Here is a 17,742-nt window from a genome sequence, read left to right on the forward strand (position 1 = left end):
GTATTTTTAGTATTATTTATTCTCTTTTAATGCCATTTCGCGATCGTTTCTCGACCATTCGCTCCAAGAACCTACATATAATTTCGGAATGGGAAGTCCAGCGTAGTCCATTGCTAATAAAGTGTGACAGGCTGTAACGCCAGAACCGCAATGTACAATTGTATTTTCGCTTTTTTTATCTCCAATTATAGCTTTGTATTTTTGAGCTAATTCTTCAGGAGATTTGAAAAATCCTTTTTCGTCTAAATTTTCAGTCAGTGGTACATTTACAGCTCCAGGAATATGCCCGGCAATTAAATCTAGAGGTTCTGTTAAGCCATCATAACGGTTCTTGTCACGAACATCAATTACAATATTTTGATCGTTTTTACGGGCTTTTTCGACGTCTTCTATATCTGCTAATGGTAATTTCCATTCTTGAACGGGATAAGTTGTTTTATCAAAAATCTCAATTCCAGAACTGGTAGGGAAACCAGATTGAATTGCAGACTGAAAACCGCCCTTTAAAACCTGAATTTTTTCATGTCCGACAGCGCGCATCATCCACCAGAATCGGGCTGCGAAATTAGAACCATTTTTATCATCATAGACTATAACATGGTCTGAAGCTGAAATTCCGATAGAAGAAAGAGTTTTCGAAAAATCTTCCACAGCTGGCAAAGGATGTCTTCCGCCGTTTGCGGGATTTTCTGTAACTGCTGCTAAATCTCGATTTAAGTCTACAAATCGCGCTCCTACTAAATGTTCTTTTTGATAGATTTCAAAAGCGTCTGCGCCCGTTCGCGCATCAATTAAAATGATTTCTGAATGATTTAATTGAATTAATTCTTCTGCTTTAATTAATGGAGAAATTGAATGAGACATTTTGTTTTATTTTTTTGAATTTCCGAGCCAAAGCAATGCATTCAATATTAACTGGCTTTGTGTTTTATTTTCAAAAGTATACGATAAGGTTTTGTTTGTACCGCCTTCATAATCAATATCATTGTGCCCCATATTTACGTACAGCATTTTATATTTTTTATTCGTCCATACAACTGGATAGTAACCGCTGTGCCAAATTTCATGTGCTTTTGGACCAGTTCCTAATGGAAAGCTGGATTCGTCAATTGCGACTAAAATTTCGATGTCTTGATTTTTCGTCAAATCATTAGACCATCGATACCATTCGTTTGGTGCTGATGTAAAAGTCTTTGGCAGATTTTTGGTGACAGGATGCTGATTTTCAACTCTAAGAACTGCCGAAGTTGGTTTCCAGGTGTTGCTTCCATATTCGCCAGATCCTAAAAAAGTATTATGATACCAATTCCAATCCTGATTATAACTGGAATCATTTAAAGCAAATGCTGAAAAATGAAATCCTATGAAACCGCCGCCATTTTCCATGTATTTTTGAAAAGCTTCCCGTTCTTCTTTCTTTTCCGGGCGTGTATCTAAAAATAAAACCACTTGATATTTTGCTAAAAACTTAGCATTAAGATTTTCCCAATTGCTCGTTGAATCATACTGAAAATGATTTTCTGCTGCCAATTTTGGAAAATATTTATTGGCCTCATGGACAAAGCTAATATGCGCCTGATCGTTTTTTGCGGTGTAAAAAGCAATTACTTTAAATTTTGGATTTTCTTTTTTGCTTTGAGAAAAACCAAAGAAAGAAATTGTTAGAACAAAAAATAAAATAATTCTTTTAAAAATGCCCATCGAATTTTGATTGAAAAATGACATGAGTATTAACTAGGAATTTTTTCGATCAAAATCTCATTCTCAGATTTGTCAAAATAAGTACAAGTCATTTCAATAATGTCTACACGCCATTTAGCAATACCACATTGTGCGCAATGTTTGCAGAATGTCATATAATCTGTTTCACCGTGTTGATGTTTTACTAGGAATTCGATAAAAAGTTCTTTGTTCGGAAAATCAGCCACTTTTATTTCAGGATATTTTTCCTCAGCTTCGGCTGTATAATTGTTTAAACCGTAGTAGACAACGCTTCCGTCGTGCACGTAAGTGTCGTATCCTTTTACGCCTAAGATGATTAAATCTTGTATATAATTTGGAAAATCAGCTCCAGTTTTCACTTTTGCATGAGCTTCTTTTATTTGTTCAATTGTAAACATAATTTTAATTTTTAAGTTAGTTTTTTTGCCACGAATTACACCAATTGACATGAATTTATTTTTTAGTTTGATGCACATTAAAATTAGTGCAAATTCGGGTAATTTCTGGCAGACAAAAAGTTATTGTTTCAAAAATACGATTAATGGTTTTATAAATGAATCAAAAGATTCGATATGCGGTAAATGTCCTGTATTTGGGACTTCAACCAATTTTGAGTTCGGAATTGCTTGCTGCGTTTTTTTACCCAATTCAGCATAATTTCCCATTGTTTTTTGGACTTCTGCGGAAACCAAAGGTTTTCCTAAAGCCGTTTTATCTCTAGTTCCAATAATTAAAAGCGTCGGGCTTTTGATGTTTTTAAATTCATACAAAACAGGCTGTGTAAAAATCATATCGTATAAAAGTGCAGAATTCCACGCCACGCGGTCATAATTTGGAGCTGTTGTCCATCCCGCGCCGAGTTCTGCCCATTTCTGGTAATCTGCATTCCACTTTCCATCATAATAATTAGCCATCTGATATTTTTTTATGGCGTCATAATTTTGTTTTAATTCAGACTCATACCACCAATCTACAGGTTTGTAAGGCACGACCAATTTCCAGTCTTCTAAACCAATGGGATTTTCCAAAACTAGTTTTTCTGTTGTTTCAGGATACATTAATGCAAAACGTGTTGCCAGCATTCCGCCCATAGAATGACCTAAAATGGTTGTTTTTTCAATTCCCAAATGATCTAAAAGTTTCTTGGTATTTTGAGCTAACTGCTGAAAAGTATATTGAAAATTATCAGGTTTTGTCGATTTTCCAAAACCAATCTGGTCGGGTACAATCACTCTAAAACCTTCTTTTGTCAATGCCTTTATGGTAGTTTCCCAATAAGCTCCATTGAAATTTTTTCCGTGAAGCAGTACAATATTTTTATTGTTATAATTATTTGGTTTAATGTCCATATAAGCCATTTTAATTGCTTGACGCTGATTGCTTAATTCTAAAAATTGGACAGGAAACGGATATTCATAATTCGTTAAATTAATGTCTAACTGTTTGATTTTCTGTTCTTGTGCCAAACTAAAAAACGGCAGTAAAAGTATGAGGAGTTTTAAAGTTTTCATGTAAAAATGGTTTTTTATTAAGGATTATAAAATTACCGCTATGCATTTTTAAAACCAAAAAATCCACTCTTAAAGTTATGAGAAAAAACCGATTGAGTTAAAAATTAAGCCATTAAAGCAATAATTTGGTGAATGACTTCTAAGATTATTTCAGATTATTTTTGATCTAGATTTTTTTGATCATTGTTCTTTAAAGTTACAACACGCTGTGGATACGGAATGTCGATATTGTTTTCATCAAATCTTTTTTTAATGCTCTGCAGTAAATCGCAGTACATTACAAATCCGTCAGTAGAGTTTTTTGCCCAAGCCCACGCTTTTAGGTTTACACTAGAATCGGCCAATGCGACAACACGTGCTATAACAAGGGGAGTTTTTTGCTTTTTGGCTTCTGCTGTTCGGGTATCAATAAAAAGAGGATGTTTGGCGATTTCATCTTTTATGATTTCCAATGCTTTTTCGATATCAGAATCATAACCAATTCCAATTTCGATTATTTTACAGCATTTTGTATCGTGCATATTAGTATTCACAATAATTTGATTGCTGATAACAGAATTCGGAATAATAATTCTATTGTTTTCGGCATCTTTTAGAACGACTTGTCTCAAATTGATATCTTCAACAGTACCTACAAAATTATTTATGGTGATTTTATCATTGATTTTAAACGGTTTAAAAATGACTAAAAATATGCCGCTGACAATATTACTCAAGGCTTGCTGAGAAGCTAAACCCGCAACCAGAGAAATAACTCCCGCACCTGCTAAAAAAGAATGTCCAATGATTTTAAATTCAGGAATTTGGATTAAAGCAAAGGCAAACCCAAGTATGTAAATTAGCGTTATGATTAAGTGTTTTAAGAATTTAAACCCAGTGGCATCATATTCTTTATTCGTTTCTTTCTTGTACAAAAGATAACGAAGAACTCGATCGGTAATCGCGCCAAGAATGATTGTGATAATGATTATTATAGTTATAAAAATACCGATTCGGAAGTCCTTAAAGTAATCGATCATAAATTTTAATTTTGAGAAAAAAAATCCAAAAAACAGATATTCAAATATCGTTTTTTGGATTATAAAGTTAAGATAAATACACTTTATTTTTAAAGTCCAACAAAATCATCGCTTTTTGGAAAAATACTCAGCGCTTTAACTGCAATTTCTGGAGTTGGAGAAGCTAATTTTCGTAGTTTGGTGTCCATCCAGGCTCCGTCTACAGTAATTGTTGCGCAAAGGGTATCGTCTTCTCTTCTAAATTCGTGAATAATCGACCAGCGAGAAGCATCGGGCTTTCATTTTTGAAGTTTTGGTATGAATGAATATTTTGTCAGAAAGTTTTAATTCTTTTCTAAAAATGCATTCTTCTCTAAATAAAACAGGACCAAAACCTTGTGTCTGCATTACTTTTAATGTTAACCCAAGTTCTTCAAGGATTTCAATACGATGCTGCGCGCCAAAATCGTAATAAGCACTGTGGCGAACGTGAAAGTTTGGGTCAAGATCTGACCAGCGGAAAGATATTTCTTTTACAAATGAAGCCATTTTATAGTTGTAATTTTGATGAGAAATCGAAATTACGAATAAAAAATAAAAGAATATTATAAAATTACTATGCGTGCATATTTTTTTATTGTTTTCCAATTTCATTAGATATTAGAAAACAAATTTTTTATGCTCTTTCAACTAAACAGTTATAACAGCCTGGTCTTGCATTGTGAATATGTATGTAATCTATTTTTTCGTTTCCGAAAGTTTTAATAATATGCTCTTTTAGAGTCTTTCCTTCAATTACAGATGCTTCTTTCATTAAGCCGTTTTTGTCATAACCACGCAACGAAAGTAATCTATGATTAAACAGTTGTGGAATCTGGTTGATTTCGAATGTTGGTGTAGAGTTTTTATTTCGTATAAAGATCGGTCCGCTTGCTTGATAAGGAGAAGTTGTTTTATGATGGTTGTATGGCAATAAAATAACTTCTTCCCCAATTTGTGCATCTTCTAGACTTATTCTGCAGGGAAACCCCGGGAATTTATCGACTATCATTTTAATTGCCCCGATTTTTTCTAGTTCTAGATTTGTTAATTCGAAGTAGCCTGAAAACTCTACATGATTTAAAGGCTTGATTTTAAAATTTGCTTCCATAATTTTTTTAAGCAAAAATCATGTTTGTTCGAATGAAAAAAAATCCAAATCTTGCTCTGTTTTTTTTACTTGATATATTTACGAGGCCATTCGCCCCAACTCATCTTCTAACTTATCAAAATTCTCTTCATTTTTATCAACAACATACGGTTTCAGTTTTTGGCATTCTTCTTCGGTTTCAAAAAGCATTTTAAACACAACTTTTGTCTGATTTTCGGCAACAGTTTCAAATGTGGTAAGAATCTGAAATAATGGTTTAGAATGACGTTTCCACGCTATAAGATTCGGTTTGTCTATTTTTATAAATTCGCATTCATTGGCATAATTTCCTGCTTCTGGACCGTGCATGATAAAGCTCCATTTGCCACCTTCGCAAAAATTAAATTCATTGAAAGTATTCGTAAAACCTTTTGGTCCCCACCAATTTTTCAAATGTTGGGGAGTACTCCAAGCTTTAAAAACCAGTTCCTGCGGGAAATTTAAAATTCGTGTCGTAACAATTTCGGAATCTGGTGTTGTCGAAAGAATATCTGAAGTCATTTCTGATGAGTTTTAAATTAAACAAAAACGGAGTGGGATAAAATTAGTATTAAATTTTTAATTAGTTGTTAATCTGTGTTCTATGTTAGATAGTTTCGAGATTATCCCATTCATATTCTATCTTGTTAACTTTTATGTAATAAGGAATTAATAATAAAATTTCGAGCCTTAGTGAAAAGTGACCATCTCCCATACTAAAAGGAATTATAAACATAGAAGCAATGCATATTGCGACACCACAAACGGCATCTAATTTTGCAATATTAATCGCATTTGGTTTTTCGAACCAAAGTGAATAGGCTGCAAATCCTTTTAAAAGCATAATAGCAATGATAAAAAGACCAGTTCCAGAGTATGCTGTGTTGCTTGAAAATCCGTAAAGAGATAAATTTACATTTGGCACAAAAAGATTTGTAATAAGCGAGCCAACTGCAGCGACAGCTAAAAGCATAAAGATCCAGCAGAAAGTTTTAATCCACCAAGGTAATAATTTACGTCTTATTACCGGAGGTTTGTCAAATTCGTCAAATTGGCTTTGTAATTCTGAATTCATGTTTTGTGGTTTATAGTTATTGGTTAGGGAAAATTATATTATGCGTAAAACGATTAAAATCAAGATGGAGCTTTTTCTGTTTTTTTAGGATTTAGTTTTTTAACAATCAATGGCAAAGTAAGTCCTTGACCAATAAGAGTTAAAAGCACAACTGCTACAGAAATAAAGATAATAGCATTGCGTTCTGGAAACGGAGTTCCGTCTTCAAGAAATTTTGGAAGTCCAATTGCTATGGCAAGCGAGACAATTCCGCGCATTCCAGACCAGCTTAAAATAATACTATTATTGAAATCGAGAAGTGCATGTTCGCTGATTTTTCTTTTTCCTTTTCCGTTTTGAAATGCTTTTTGAAGATTGATTTTTTGAAGAAATATCCTTGCCATTCTAATTAACAAAGCTACGATTGTTATAATTGCAGCATATCCAATATAAGGCAAAACCATTCCTTCGTCAATATCTTTTAAAATGTAGCGAAAGTTAAGTCCGATTAAGATGAAGATTAATCCGTTTAGAAGAAAAATAATAATGTCCCAAAGACTTTTAGATTGGTTTTTTAGACTTTCGGGGAAAATTTTATTGCTGAAACGAGCAATTGCTAACCCTAAAATTACAACTGCAATTACACCAGAAACATGCAGATGTTCAGCAACTAAATACGCCACAAACGGCATTAAAAGCATGAAACTTATCGTTACGTTTACGTTTTTATGAACTCTGTTTAAAATAAAAGCCAGGATTTTTGCCATGACAAAACCAACTAAAAATCCACCTCCGAGTAAAAATATAAATTCAAGGGTAGCTTTCCAGATTATAAAAGAAGATCCTAAAACTGCGGCAACTGCAAAACGGTACGCTACAAGTGCAGAAGCATCATTTATAAGACTTTCTCCTTCTAAAATTGTTAATGTTTTGTGCGACAATTTTAATCCTTTAGTAATGCTGATCGCGGCAACGGCATCTGTGGCCGAAAGTATTGCTCCTAATACAAAAGCAAGCGGCCAGGTCATTCCTGGAATCATTAAATAAGCAACAACGGCAATCCCCGCAGCGGTCATAAAAACCAATGAAACAGCCAGAGCTCCGATAGTGTTGATGTTGGTTTTGAAATCTTTTGGCGATATGTTAAAAGAAGCATCATATAATAATGGAGGCAGAAATATCAGGAAAATAATCTCGGGATTGATTTCGATTTCGGTCATTGTCGGAATAAAACCAATTGCAATTCCCACTATAACCAATAAAATAGGCTGAGGTAATTTTATTGTGTCGGCAAAGGCAGATAATCCTATGACAATGGCAAGTATGAATATAATGATGCTGTAATTCTCCATTTATATTATTTAGAAAAAAGGCTAATGTAAGTAATTCAGTATTTAATTAAAAATTATTCTGATTTGATAGTAACGAAAAGTAATTATAAAAATGATTGTCCTAGCCCTTATAGCAACGATATCCCTTTATGCCGGTTTCGAAGCTTTGGGAGGCATAAAAGATATAGCGGATAGCGGGAAATAGCTCTTTAATGCCTTAATAATGACATGAAAAAATATATCAATGCCATGATTGTCAGGTTTGAAAAATGTCATGTTGTCAGATGATTTTTGTTGTGCCATTATTAAAACTGACAAATTACTTTGGTTTTTTATATTGGCATAAAGATTGACTTATGCCACCTGAGTTATGAAATTAAATCAAAAATTAAATATATAAAAAATGGGTAAAATAATCGGAATTGACTTAGGTACGACGAACTCTTGTGTTTCTGTAATGGAAGGTAACGAAGCAGTTGTTATCCCTAACGCAGAAGGAAAAAGAACTACACCATCTATCATCGCTTTTGTTGAAGGTGGCGAAATTAAAGTAGGTGATCCTGCAAAAAGACAAGCAGTAACGAATCCTACAAAAACGATTGCTTCTATTAAACGTTTTATGGGACACACTTTTGCTGAAACTCAAGATGAGGCAAAAAGAGTTCCTTACAGTGTTGTAAAAGGTGACAACAATACTCCACGTGTGGATATTGACGGTCGTTTATACACTGCTCAAGAATTGTCTGCAATGACACTTCAAAAAATGAAAAAAACTGCTGAAGACTATTTAGGTCAAACAGTTACTGAGGCAGTTATTACTGTTCCTGCTTACTTTAACGATGCTCAACGTCAAGCTACAAAAGAAGCCGGTGAAATCGCTGGTCTTAAAGTTATGCGTATCATCAACGAGCCAACTGCTGCTGCACTTGCTTACGGATTAGATAAAAAAGGAACTGATCAAAAAATTGCTGTTTACGATTTAGGTGGAGGTACTTTTGATATTTCTGTTCTTGAATTAGGAGATGGTGTATTTGAAGTATTATCTACTAATGGAGATACTCACTTAGGTGGTGATGATTTTGACCAAGTTATTATTGACTGGTTAGCTGACGAATTCAAATCTGAAGAAGGTATTGATTTACGTTTAGATCCAATGTCATTACAACGTTTAAAAGAAGCTGCTGAGAAAGCTAAGATTGAATTATCATCTTCTGCTGAAACAGAAATCAACTTACCATACGTAACTGCTACTGCTTCTGGACCAAAACACTTAGTAAAAAAATTATCTAGAGCTAAATTTGAGCAATTATCTGATACTTTAGTAAAACGTTCTATGGAACCAGTTGCTAAAGCATTAAAAGATGCAGGTTTATCTACATCTGATATCGACGAAGTAATCCTTGTAGGAGGTTCTACTCGTATGCCAAGAATCGCTGACGAAGTTGAAAAATTCTTCGGTAAAAAAGCATCTAAAGGTGTTAACCCTGATGAGGTTGTTGCTATTGGAGCTGCTATTCAAGGTGGAGTTTTATCTGGAGATGTAAAAGATGTATTGTTACTTGACGTAACGCCTCTTTCTTTAGGTATCGAAACTATGGGTGGTGTATTGACTAAATTAATCGAGTCTAACACAACTATCCCAACTAAAAAATCTCAAGTATTCTCTACTGCTGCTGATTCTCAACCATCTGTTGAAATCCACGTATTACAAGGAGAAAGAGCAATGGCTGCTGATAACAAAACTATCGGTCGTTTCCACTTAGATGGTATTCCACCAGCACCAAGAGGTGTTCCTCAAATTGAAGTAACTTTCGATATCGATGCTAATGGTATCATCAAAGTTTCTGCAACTGACAAAGGAACAGGAAAATCTCACGATATCCGTATCGAAGCTTCTTCTGGATTAACAGCTGAAGAAATCGAAAAAATGAAAAAAGATGCTGAAGCTAACGCTGATGCTGACAGAATTGCAAAAGAAAGAGCTGAGAAATTGAACGAAGCTGATAGTACTATTTTCCAAACTGAATCTCAATTGAAAGAGTTAGGAGATAAACTTACAGATGAGCACAAAACAGCTATCGAATATGCTTTAACTGAATTGAGAATGGCTCACCAATCTCAAGATCTTGATGCAATCCAAAAAGGATTAGACAATGTAAATGCAGCTTGGAAAACAGCTACAGAAGCAATGTATGCTCAAGGTGGTGAACAAGGTCAACAAGCTGCTCCACAACAAGAGCAGTCTTCTGGAGACAATGTTGAAGACGTTGAATTCGAAGAAGTAAAATAATTCTTCTTTAACAATAATGAAAAACCGAGTCAGAAATGACTCGGTTTTTTTTTAGCTGAATATTGTTGCCTAATTAAAACTAGTAAAAATATTACAATTTAAAATCTAGACAATTTATTAATCTTTATCAGCAAAATGACAAATGTCATTTCTTCTTCGAATTCTTTTTCGTAATATTACTATTGTAAATTTTTTTGAATGAGAAAGATTAAATACAAGAAAGGCCGCAAGCTGCAGCATATTACATTAGAGTATACAGGATCGCATAAAGAGCATGAAACCGAAATGCAACTTTTTGTTTATGATGATATTGACGTTGTAGAATATGATAAATTTACCGTTCAGGCTTTGAACTCTTGTTTTGATTATACCAAAAATAACTGGCTCAATGTTCACGGATTAAATGATATTAATCTCATTAAAACGATTGGAGCACATTTCAAAATCGATGATTATTCTTCTTGCTGATATTTTAAACACTACTAAAAGAACCAAGTTAGAAGAACAGCAGAATGTTTTATTTTTTAATATAAAGTCGCTTCTGCCTTCTGAATATTCAGATAATCTAAGTGTCGAACAAATTAGTTTTATTCTAAAAGATGGAATTCTGATTTCTTTTCAAGAAAAAAGGAGTGATTTCTTTACGCATATCCGCGAACGCCTTCGCACACATGCGGGAATCGTTAGAACTAAAAAAGTAGATTATCTTTTGTATTTGCTTTTAGATGCCGTAATGGAAAACTTTTACATTACAATTGAAGATGAAGAAGAGAAAATTGAGGAATTAATCAATCTAACCAAAAAAGGCGCCGATCCGGTTATTCTGGAAAAAATCGAAAATCATAGAGATAACTTTAATTTTTTAAAGCGGTCAATTGTACCACTTCGAGATTCTTTGTATTATCTTAAAACAATTAAAGATGATGATGAAAATAACGGCCTTATTCAGAAAGAAACGTTTAATTTCTTTATCAGGCTTCACCAAAAAAGTTTAGAGCTTTTAGAACAAATTGAATCTGATATGAGCGCATTAGAAAGTGCTTCTAATTTTTATTTCTCGGAACAAAGTCGAAAAATGAACGAAATTATGAAAACTCTGACTATTATTTCGGCCATATTTATTCCGCTCACTTTCATTGTGGGAGTGTATGGAATGAACTTTGAAAACATGCCAGAACTTAAAACTCAAAATGGTTACTTCGTAGTTATGGGAGTCATGTTTTTACTGGTAATAGCCTTAATTTTCTATTTCAAAAAAAGACGCTGGTTTTAACGTTTGTTAGGGCTAAAACAATTTGAATTGTATTAAATTTGTTATTTAGAATAAATATAAATAAATCATGAGTAAAGCAATATATATAGCGACAAGTGATCAGAATAGTGGTAAATCGATCATTACGCTCGGTTTAATGAGTATTTTGATTGGGAAGACAGCTAAAGTAGGTTATTTTAGACCTATAATCGAAGATTTTGTTGATGGAGAAGTAGATAATCATATCGAAACTGTTTTGTCGTATTTTAACCTCGATATTCAGTTTGAAGATGCATTTGCCATCACGAAAAGCAAACTCATCAAAAAGAAGAATAAAGGAAAAATAGGAGAGGTATTAGATTTAATAATCGAAAAATACAAAAAGCTGGAAGAACGATTTGATTTCGTTTTAGTTGAAGGAACAAGCTTTACTGGAGAAGGAACTTCTATCGAATTAGACTTGAACGTTTTAATTGCTAAAAACCTTGGAATTCCAACAATTATTATCGGTTCTGGAGTTGGAAAAACTTTAGAAGAACTTGTGGATAGTTTGTATTTAGTTTACGACTCTTTTAAAGTAAAAGAGGTTGAGGTTTTATCAGTATTTGCTAATAAAGTACAGCCTGAAAATATAGAATTGGTTACCAAAAGTTTGCAGAAGAGTTTACCCTCGAATGTTCTCGTAAATACAATTCCTTTAATTTCAAGCTTGAACAATCCGACAATGCAGGAAATTGTAAACGAATTGCATGCTAAAGTTTTGTTTGGAGAAAATTATCTTAATAATGAAATTGGCCATTTTAGCGTTGGTGCCATGCAGCTTCATAATTATTTGGTTCATCTTAATGATAATGCTCTGGTGATTACTCCTGGAGATCGTTCGGATATTATTTTAGGCGCTTTACAAGCAAATGAATCGGCTAATTATCCAACGATATCAGGAATTATTCTAACTGGAAATATTGTTCCAGAAGAAAGCATTTTAAAGCTTATTGAAGGACTTTCGGCAATTGTCCCGATTATTGCTGTCGATGGAGGAACTTATCATATTACCAATAAAATAGGTTCGATTAAATCTGAAATTTATGCCAATAACACGCATAAAATCGAAACTTCAATTACAACTTTCGAAAAATACGTTGATAATGAGGCTTTATCAGAAAGATTAATCACTTTTGAAGCAGAAGGCATGACGCCAAAAATGTTTCAATACAACATGGTTAAAAGAGCCAAGCAGCACCGCAAACATATTGTACTGCCAGAAGGAAATGATGATAGAATTATCACTGCAGCCTCAAGATTACTAGATATGGATGTAGTTGATATTTCGATTATTGGTGATAAAAAACAAATTGAGAGTAAAGTTACAGAATTGGGTATTTCTCTTGATTTTTCAAAAGTAAACATTATCAATCCTATAGAATCTGAATTTTACGAAGATTACGCTAATACCTATTACGAGCTTAGAAAAGCTAAAAACGTAAGTATCACAATGGCAAGGGATTTAATGGAAGATGTTTCATATTTCGGAACGATGATGGTCTATAAAGGCCACGCAGACGGAATGGTTTCTGGTGCAGCTCATACTACACAACATACGATTTTGCCAGCACTTCAATTCATTAAAACTAAACCAAATTCATCTGTAGTTTCTTCTGTTTTTTTTATGTGCTTAGAAGACCGAGTTTCGGTGTTTGGAGATTGTGCCATTAATCCGAATCCAACAGCAGAACAATTGGCAGAAATAGCGATTTCATCAGCAGAATCAAGTGCCGCTTTCGGAATTGAACCAAAAATTGCAATGCTTTCTTATTCTTCTGGATCTTCAGGAAAAGGAGATGAAGTAGAAAAAGTAAGAGCTGCTACTGAAATTGTAAAACAAAAACGCCCTGATTTAAAAATTGAAGGACCAATACAATATGACGCAGCAGTTGATTTAAGTGTTGGGAAAAGCAAAATGCCAGACTCAGAAGTAGCAGGGCAGGCAAGTGTGCTTATTTTTCCAGATTTAAATACAGGAAATAATACCTATAAAGCTGTTCAAAGAGAAACAGGAGCTTTAGCAATTGGTCCAATGTTACAAGGTTTAAATAAACCTGTAAATGACTTGAGCCGTGGCTGTACAGTAGATGATATTATCAATACAGTTGTAATTACGGCTATTCAAGCGCAGGGAATGTAAATCAATTAAAAATTAAAAATTGAGAATTAAAAATTAAATAATATACTTAAAACTAAAAACCTTAGAAACTTAGCTTCTTAGAACCTTAGCAACTTAAAAAGAATGAAAATACTAATTATAAATTCAGGTAGTTCTTCAATTAAATATCAATTAATGGTCATGCCGACAAACGAAGTAATTTGCAGTGGTATGATTGATCGAATTGGTTTAGAAACTTCAAATATTACCTTTAAAACGGCTTCAAATTCGTATGAAGAAATATTGCCGATTCCAACGCATAAAGTAGGATTACAAAAGGTTGCAGATTTACTTTTGGATTCTGAAACCGGCGTAATCAAAACGACATCGGAAATTGCGGCGGTTGGACATCGTGTTGTTCACGGAGGAAGTTATTTCTCTAATACAACCATTATAACAGATGAAGTTAAAGAGAAAATTAAAGAACTTTCAGAATTAGCTCCGCTTCACAATCCTGCACATTTAGTTGGAATTAATGTTGCAGAAGAAATTTTTGCAGATGCTATACAAGTGGCAGTTTTTGATACCGCTTTCCATCAGACAATTCCAGTTGAGGCACACAAATATGCTATTCCAAATTTCCTTTTGACAGAACATAAAGTCCGTGTGTATGGCTTTCATGGAACAAGTCATAAATATGTTTCAGAAAAAGCGATCAGTTACTTAGATAAGAATTCTAAGATAATTACCATTCACTTAGGAAATGGCTGTAGTATGACCGCTGTAAAAGACGGAAAAAGTATCGATACCACGATGGGATTTTCGCCATCAAATGGCTTAATTATGGGAACGCGCGCCGGTGATATAGATCAGTCCGTTATTTTTTATATGGTTAAAAGTTTGGGTTATACTCCAGATGAGGTAAATTCGATTCTGTTGAAACAAAGCGGAATGCTGGGTTTAACAGGTTATAGCGATTTAAGAGACATTGAATCAAAAGCAGAGGAAGGAAATAAAGATTGTGAATTGGCTTTATTAATGAATGCCTACAGAATTAGAAAAACAATTGGTGCTTACGCCGCAGCTTTAAACGGATTGGATGCTATTGTTTTTACTGCCGGAATTGGAGAAAATTCTTCATTTATGCGCAATCTAATCTGTACAGATATGGATTACTTCGGGATTCAAATTGACGCAGCAAAAAATCAAATTCGTTCTAAAGAATTGAGAGAAATCAATACAGCAGATTCAACTGTAAAAGTTTTGGTTGTTCCAACAGATGAAGAATATGAAATTGCAAATCAGGTTTATCAGTTACTAGAGAATTAAAAAACAAGATCAAATAATAAAAGAGCTTCTCAATAAGAGAAGCTTTTTGCATTTATAAATTAAATTTTTGTCAGTATCTTTGAAATAAAATCTGAATATCTTGAAATCGATACTTTTTAAATCAGTTTTCTTCTTTTTCATCGCTTTACAACTTCAAGCCCAAGAATTACTTCCTTTCGTCGAAAATTACAGTAAATCCGATTATCAGGGTGATAATCAAATCTGGAATGTAGCGCAGGGAAATGATGATGCTATGTATTTTGCAAACAACCATTATTTACTTCGTTACGATGGAGTGAAATGGGAAAAATATACACTTCCAAACAAAACCATTATTCGATCTATTTTGATTGAAGGAGATAAAATTTATTCGGGTTCTTATAAAGAATTTGGTTATTGGTATAGAAAAGACGGAACAATGCATTATGTTTCGATCACTAAAAATCTGAGATTATTCGATGAAAAAGATAATGAAGAGATTTGGAAAATCTTTAGATTCAATGGTTCGCTTTATTTTCAATCCTTCAATGATGTTTTTATTTATGATGGAAAAACGATTAAGAAAATTAAATTTCCTTTTCTTATCTCGTATTGTTTTGCTGTAGATAAAAATTTGTACGTAGCTTCTGTTAAGGATGGAATTTTTAAAATGAACGGTAAGTATATTTCCAATCCAAAAGGCTGGAATGTTTTAAAGAAAACCGTTGTTCATGCCATAGAAAAGTATCAAAATAAAACCTACATATTTACGCAGAAAAGAGGTGTTTTTGTGGTAGATGATAATGGATTAAAAAGCTGGGATAATCCGATAAATGAAACTTTAAAATCGGCTACGATTAATGTGGCAAAATTTATAAAAGGAGAAAAATTAGTTATTGGAACAGGAAATCGAGGAATTATTATTTTGGATTTAAAAACCAATACGTATAAAAATATTGAGCGTGATAATGTTTTAATGAACAACTCGGTTTTAAGTCTAGGTTTTGATAAAGAGAACGACTTATGGCTGGGCTTAGATAACGGAATCGCTCATGTTGAAGTCAACTCGCCAATCTCTTTCTTTTATGACAATTCAGGAATCTTAGGGTCTGTTTATGCAGTCGCAACAATTAATAAAGGTTATTTAATTGCTTCAAATCACGGTATTTTCGAGTATAGTTCTGGAAAATTCAATATGATGCCAAATACGCAGGGGCAGGGATGGAATATTTCCCTTATAGACGGCAAATACATCATTGGGCATAACGATGGAACTTTTTCATATGAAAATAATGTTTTAAAAAAAATAAACGGAGTTAGCGGCGGTTGGAATATGTCGAAAAGCAGTATTAACAATACATATTTTCAATCGACTTACAGCGGTATTTTAGTGTATGATGATCCTTCAGATCTTTCTCATTACAAAATTATTAAAGACCTTGCAAAACCTATAAAATATGTAGCGCAGAATAAAAAGAATGAAATTTGGGCTGCTGATAATTATCGAGGTTTGTATCGTGTTTTATTAGATGACAATTATAAAACGCTGAAAGTCGAAAATGTTACGCAGCAAAGCAAAATAAAAAATGATTTCGGAATCAAGATTTTTGAATTTAGAAAAGAAATACTTTTTCTCATTAATAACTCTTGGTATACTTACAATTCTATTTCCAATAAATTAGAAGAAAACGAATTATTCAATGCCAGTTTTAAAAATGTTACAGATGTTGTTTCTATAGATGAAGATCATTTTATGGTTTTGCAAAATGGAATTTTATATCACATTTACGCGGAAGGAAATAAATTTATCTGGAATATTATTCAGGAGAAATATTATAAAGGAAAACTGATAAATGAAAATTTAAGAATATTTAAGAATGACAATTATTATCTATTCAATCTTGATGACGGATTTATTTCTCTTAAACTCGAATATGAAAACAAACAAAATTCAAAAGTAGAAATTGAAGCTTTTAGTGATGATGCTTTAATTCCGAACGAATCAAAAATTAAATTCAATACAGAATTAAAAATTAATGTAATTTCTGGAATTTATGGAGCAAGCAAACCAAACCTGTTTTACAAACTTGATAAAGAAAAAGAATATATACCTATTTCTGATGGATCGATTGTTTTAAACAATTTAAATAGCGGTTATCATGCGGTAGAAATTTTTAAGCACGATGGATCAACTTATGATAAGGTTTCGTTTTATAAGTTTAAAGTAGCAGAACCCTGGTATTTTTCTTTTTGGATGATTCTTCTTTACTTGCTTGTTGTTAGTGCGGTTTTGTTTTTTTATTATAAATGGAATAAGCTTCGCTACATGCAAAAGTTAAAATTGCAGGCAGAAGAACTAAAACATCAAAGAGAAATTCTCGAGATGGAATTGAAGAAAGAAAACGAACTCAACTTGCAGGAATACGAAAAGCATATTTTAGAACTTGAACTTCAAACAAAATCTTCTGAAGTGGCTGGTAAATCTTTGTCAATTGCCAAACAAACGGAAATGATTGATAAAATTCAAGAAATTCTAGACAAAGAAAAAGATTTTAGCAAACTCAAAAGTGAAATCAAAAAAGCTATTAAAATTAATGAGGTTAATAAACACGAATGGGAAACATTTGAAACAAACTTAAATCAAATTCATAACGAGTTTATTATAAATCTTTCTAAAAAATATCCTCACTTAACTCCAAAAGATATTAAGCTTTGTGTTTATCTCAAAATGAACCTTTCTTCTAAAGAAATTGCACCAATGATGAATATCTCTTTTAGAGGTGTAGAACTGCATAGATATCGTCTAAGAAAGAAATTAAATCTAACTCAAGAAGAAAACCTGTCAAAGTTTTTATTAAGTCTGTAAGATTTGATTTTATTTTTTACAGAATTTATATTTTTACATACCTATTTTTACAGAATTCCAATACATCATTACTACATCATAACGTTATGTTAATGAATTTTA

13 protein-coding genes and 2 pseudogenes are annotated in these 17,742 nt (G+C 33.0%); 5 read left to right on the top strand and 10 right to left on the bottom strand.

Annotated elements, in window-relative coordinates:
• Window positions 1–12 precede the first annotated feature (12 nt).
• The 10 genes and pseudogenes from QE431_RS07480 to QE431_RS07525 form a co-directional block, all read right to left on the bottom strand.
• Window positions 13–864 carry a sulfurtransferase gene (locus tag QE431_RS07480; protein ID WP_307294423.1) on the bottom strand — a complete coding sequence of 284 codons (852 nt, stop codon included), beginning with the start codon at window positions 862–864 and terminating at the stop codon, window positions 13–15.
• A gap of 6 nt (window positions 865–870) precedes the next feature.
• Window positions 871–1,701, bottom strand: a complete 831-nt coding sequence (locus QE431_RS07485; RefSeq protein WP_307294426.1) for a ThuA domain-containing protein — start codon at window positions 1,699–1,701, stop codon at window positions 871–873.
• Window positions 1,702–1,730: 29 nt separating this feature from the next.
• Window positions 1,731–2,120 (bottom strand): DUF1398 domain-containing protein, encoded by a 390-nt coding sequence (locus QE431_RS07490; protein WP_057118542.1) that lies wholly within the window; start codon window positions 2,118–2,120, stop codon window positions 1,731–1,733.
• A gap of 120 nt (window positions 2,121–2,240) precedes the next feature.
• A complete protein-coding gene (locus QE431_RS07495; protein WP_307294430.1) occupies window positions 2,241–3,233 on the bottom strand; it encodes an alpha/beta fold hydrolase in 993 nt (330 codons plus the stop codon).
• 155 nt (window positions 3,234–3,388) lie between these two features.
• A complete protein-coding gene (locus QE431_RS07500) occupies window positions 3,389–4,252 on the bottom strand; it encodes a mechanosensitive ion channel family protein (protein WP_307294434.1) in 864 nt (287 codons plus the stop codon).
• Window positions 4,253–4,341: 89 nt separating this feature from the next.
• Window positions 4,342–4,780, bottom strand: a pseudogene (locus QE431_RS07505) (acyl-CoA thioesterase).
• 127 nt (window positions 4,781–4,907) lie between these two features.
• Window positions 4,908–5,381 (bottom strand): DUF1203 domain-containing protein, encoded by a 474-nt coding sequence (locus tag QE431_RS07510; protein ID WP_057118538.1) that lies wholly within the window; start codon window positions 5,379–5,381, stop codon window positions 4,908–4,910.
• Between the two features lie 78 nt (window positions 5,382–5,459).
• Window positions 5,460–5,921, bottom strand: a complete 462-nt coding sequence (locus QE431_RS07515) for an SRPBCC family protein (RefSeq protein ID WP_307294439.1) — start codon at window positions 5,919–5,921, stop codon at window positions 5,460–5,462.
• Between the two features lie 85 nt (window positions 5,922–6,006).
• Window positions 6,007–6,474, bottom strand: coding sequence for a hypothetical protein (locus QE431_RS07520; RefSeq protein WP_134141107.1), 468 nt, complete (start codon window positions 6,472–6,474; stop codon window positions 6,007–6,009).
• Window positions 6,475–6,533: 59 nt separating this feature from the next.
• Window positions 6,534–7,805, bottom strand: a complete 1,272-nt coding sequence (locus QE431_RS07525) for a Na+/H+ antiporter (protein WP_307294442.1) — start codon at window positions 7,803–7,805, stop codon at window positions 6,534–6,536.
• 382 nt (window positions 7,806–8,187) lie between these two features.
• Here QE431_RS07525 and dnaK point away from each other — a divergent pair, with 382 nt between their 5' ends.
• From dnaK to QE431_RS07550, 5 genes and pseudogenes are all read left to right on the top strand, one after another.
• On the top strand, window positions 8,188–10,074 hold the full coding sequence (gene dnaK, locus QE431_RS07530; RefSeq protein ID WP_057118534.1) for a molecular chaperone DnaK: 1,887 nt from the start codon (window positions 8,188–8,190) through the stop codon (window positions 10,072–10,074).
• Between the two features lie 198 nt (window positions 10,075–10,272).
• A pseudogene (corA, locus tag QE431_RS07535) lies at window positions 10,273–11,347 on the top strand (magnesium/cobalt transporter CorA).
• A gap of 67 nt (window positions 11,348–11,414) precedes the next feature.
• Window positions 11,415–13,508 (top strand): phosphate acetyltransferase, encoded by a 2,094-nt coding sequence (gene pta, locus QE431_RS07540; protein ID WP_307294446.1) that lies wholly within the window; start codon window positions 11,415–11,417, stop codon window positions 13,506–13,508.
• 102 nt (window positions 13,509–13,610) lie between these two features.
• Window positions 13,611–14,795 carry an acetate/propionate family kinase gene (locus QE431_RS07545; RefSeq protein ID WP_307294448.1) on the top strand — a complete coding sequence of 395 codons (1,185 nt, stop codon included), beginning with the start codon at window positions 13,611–13,613 and terminating at the stop codon, window positions 14,793–14,795.
• A 100-nt stretch (window positions 14,796–14,895) separates the two neighbouring features.
• Entirely contained in the window at window positions 14,896–17,640 is a 2,745-nt protein-coding gene (locus tag QE431_RS07550) for a LuxR C-terminal-related transcriptional regulator (protein WP_307294451.1), read from the top strand.
• The last annotated feature ends 102 nt before the right edge of the window (window positions 17,641–17,742 follow it).

This window comes from Flavobacterium sp. SORGH_AS_0622 (genome assembly GCF_030818825.1).
Lineage (GTDB): Bacteria > Bacteroidota > Bacteroidia > Flavobacteriales > Flavobacteriaceae > Flavobacterium.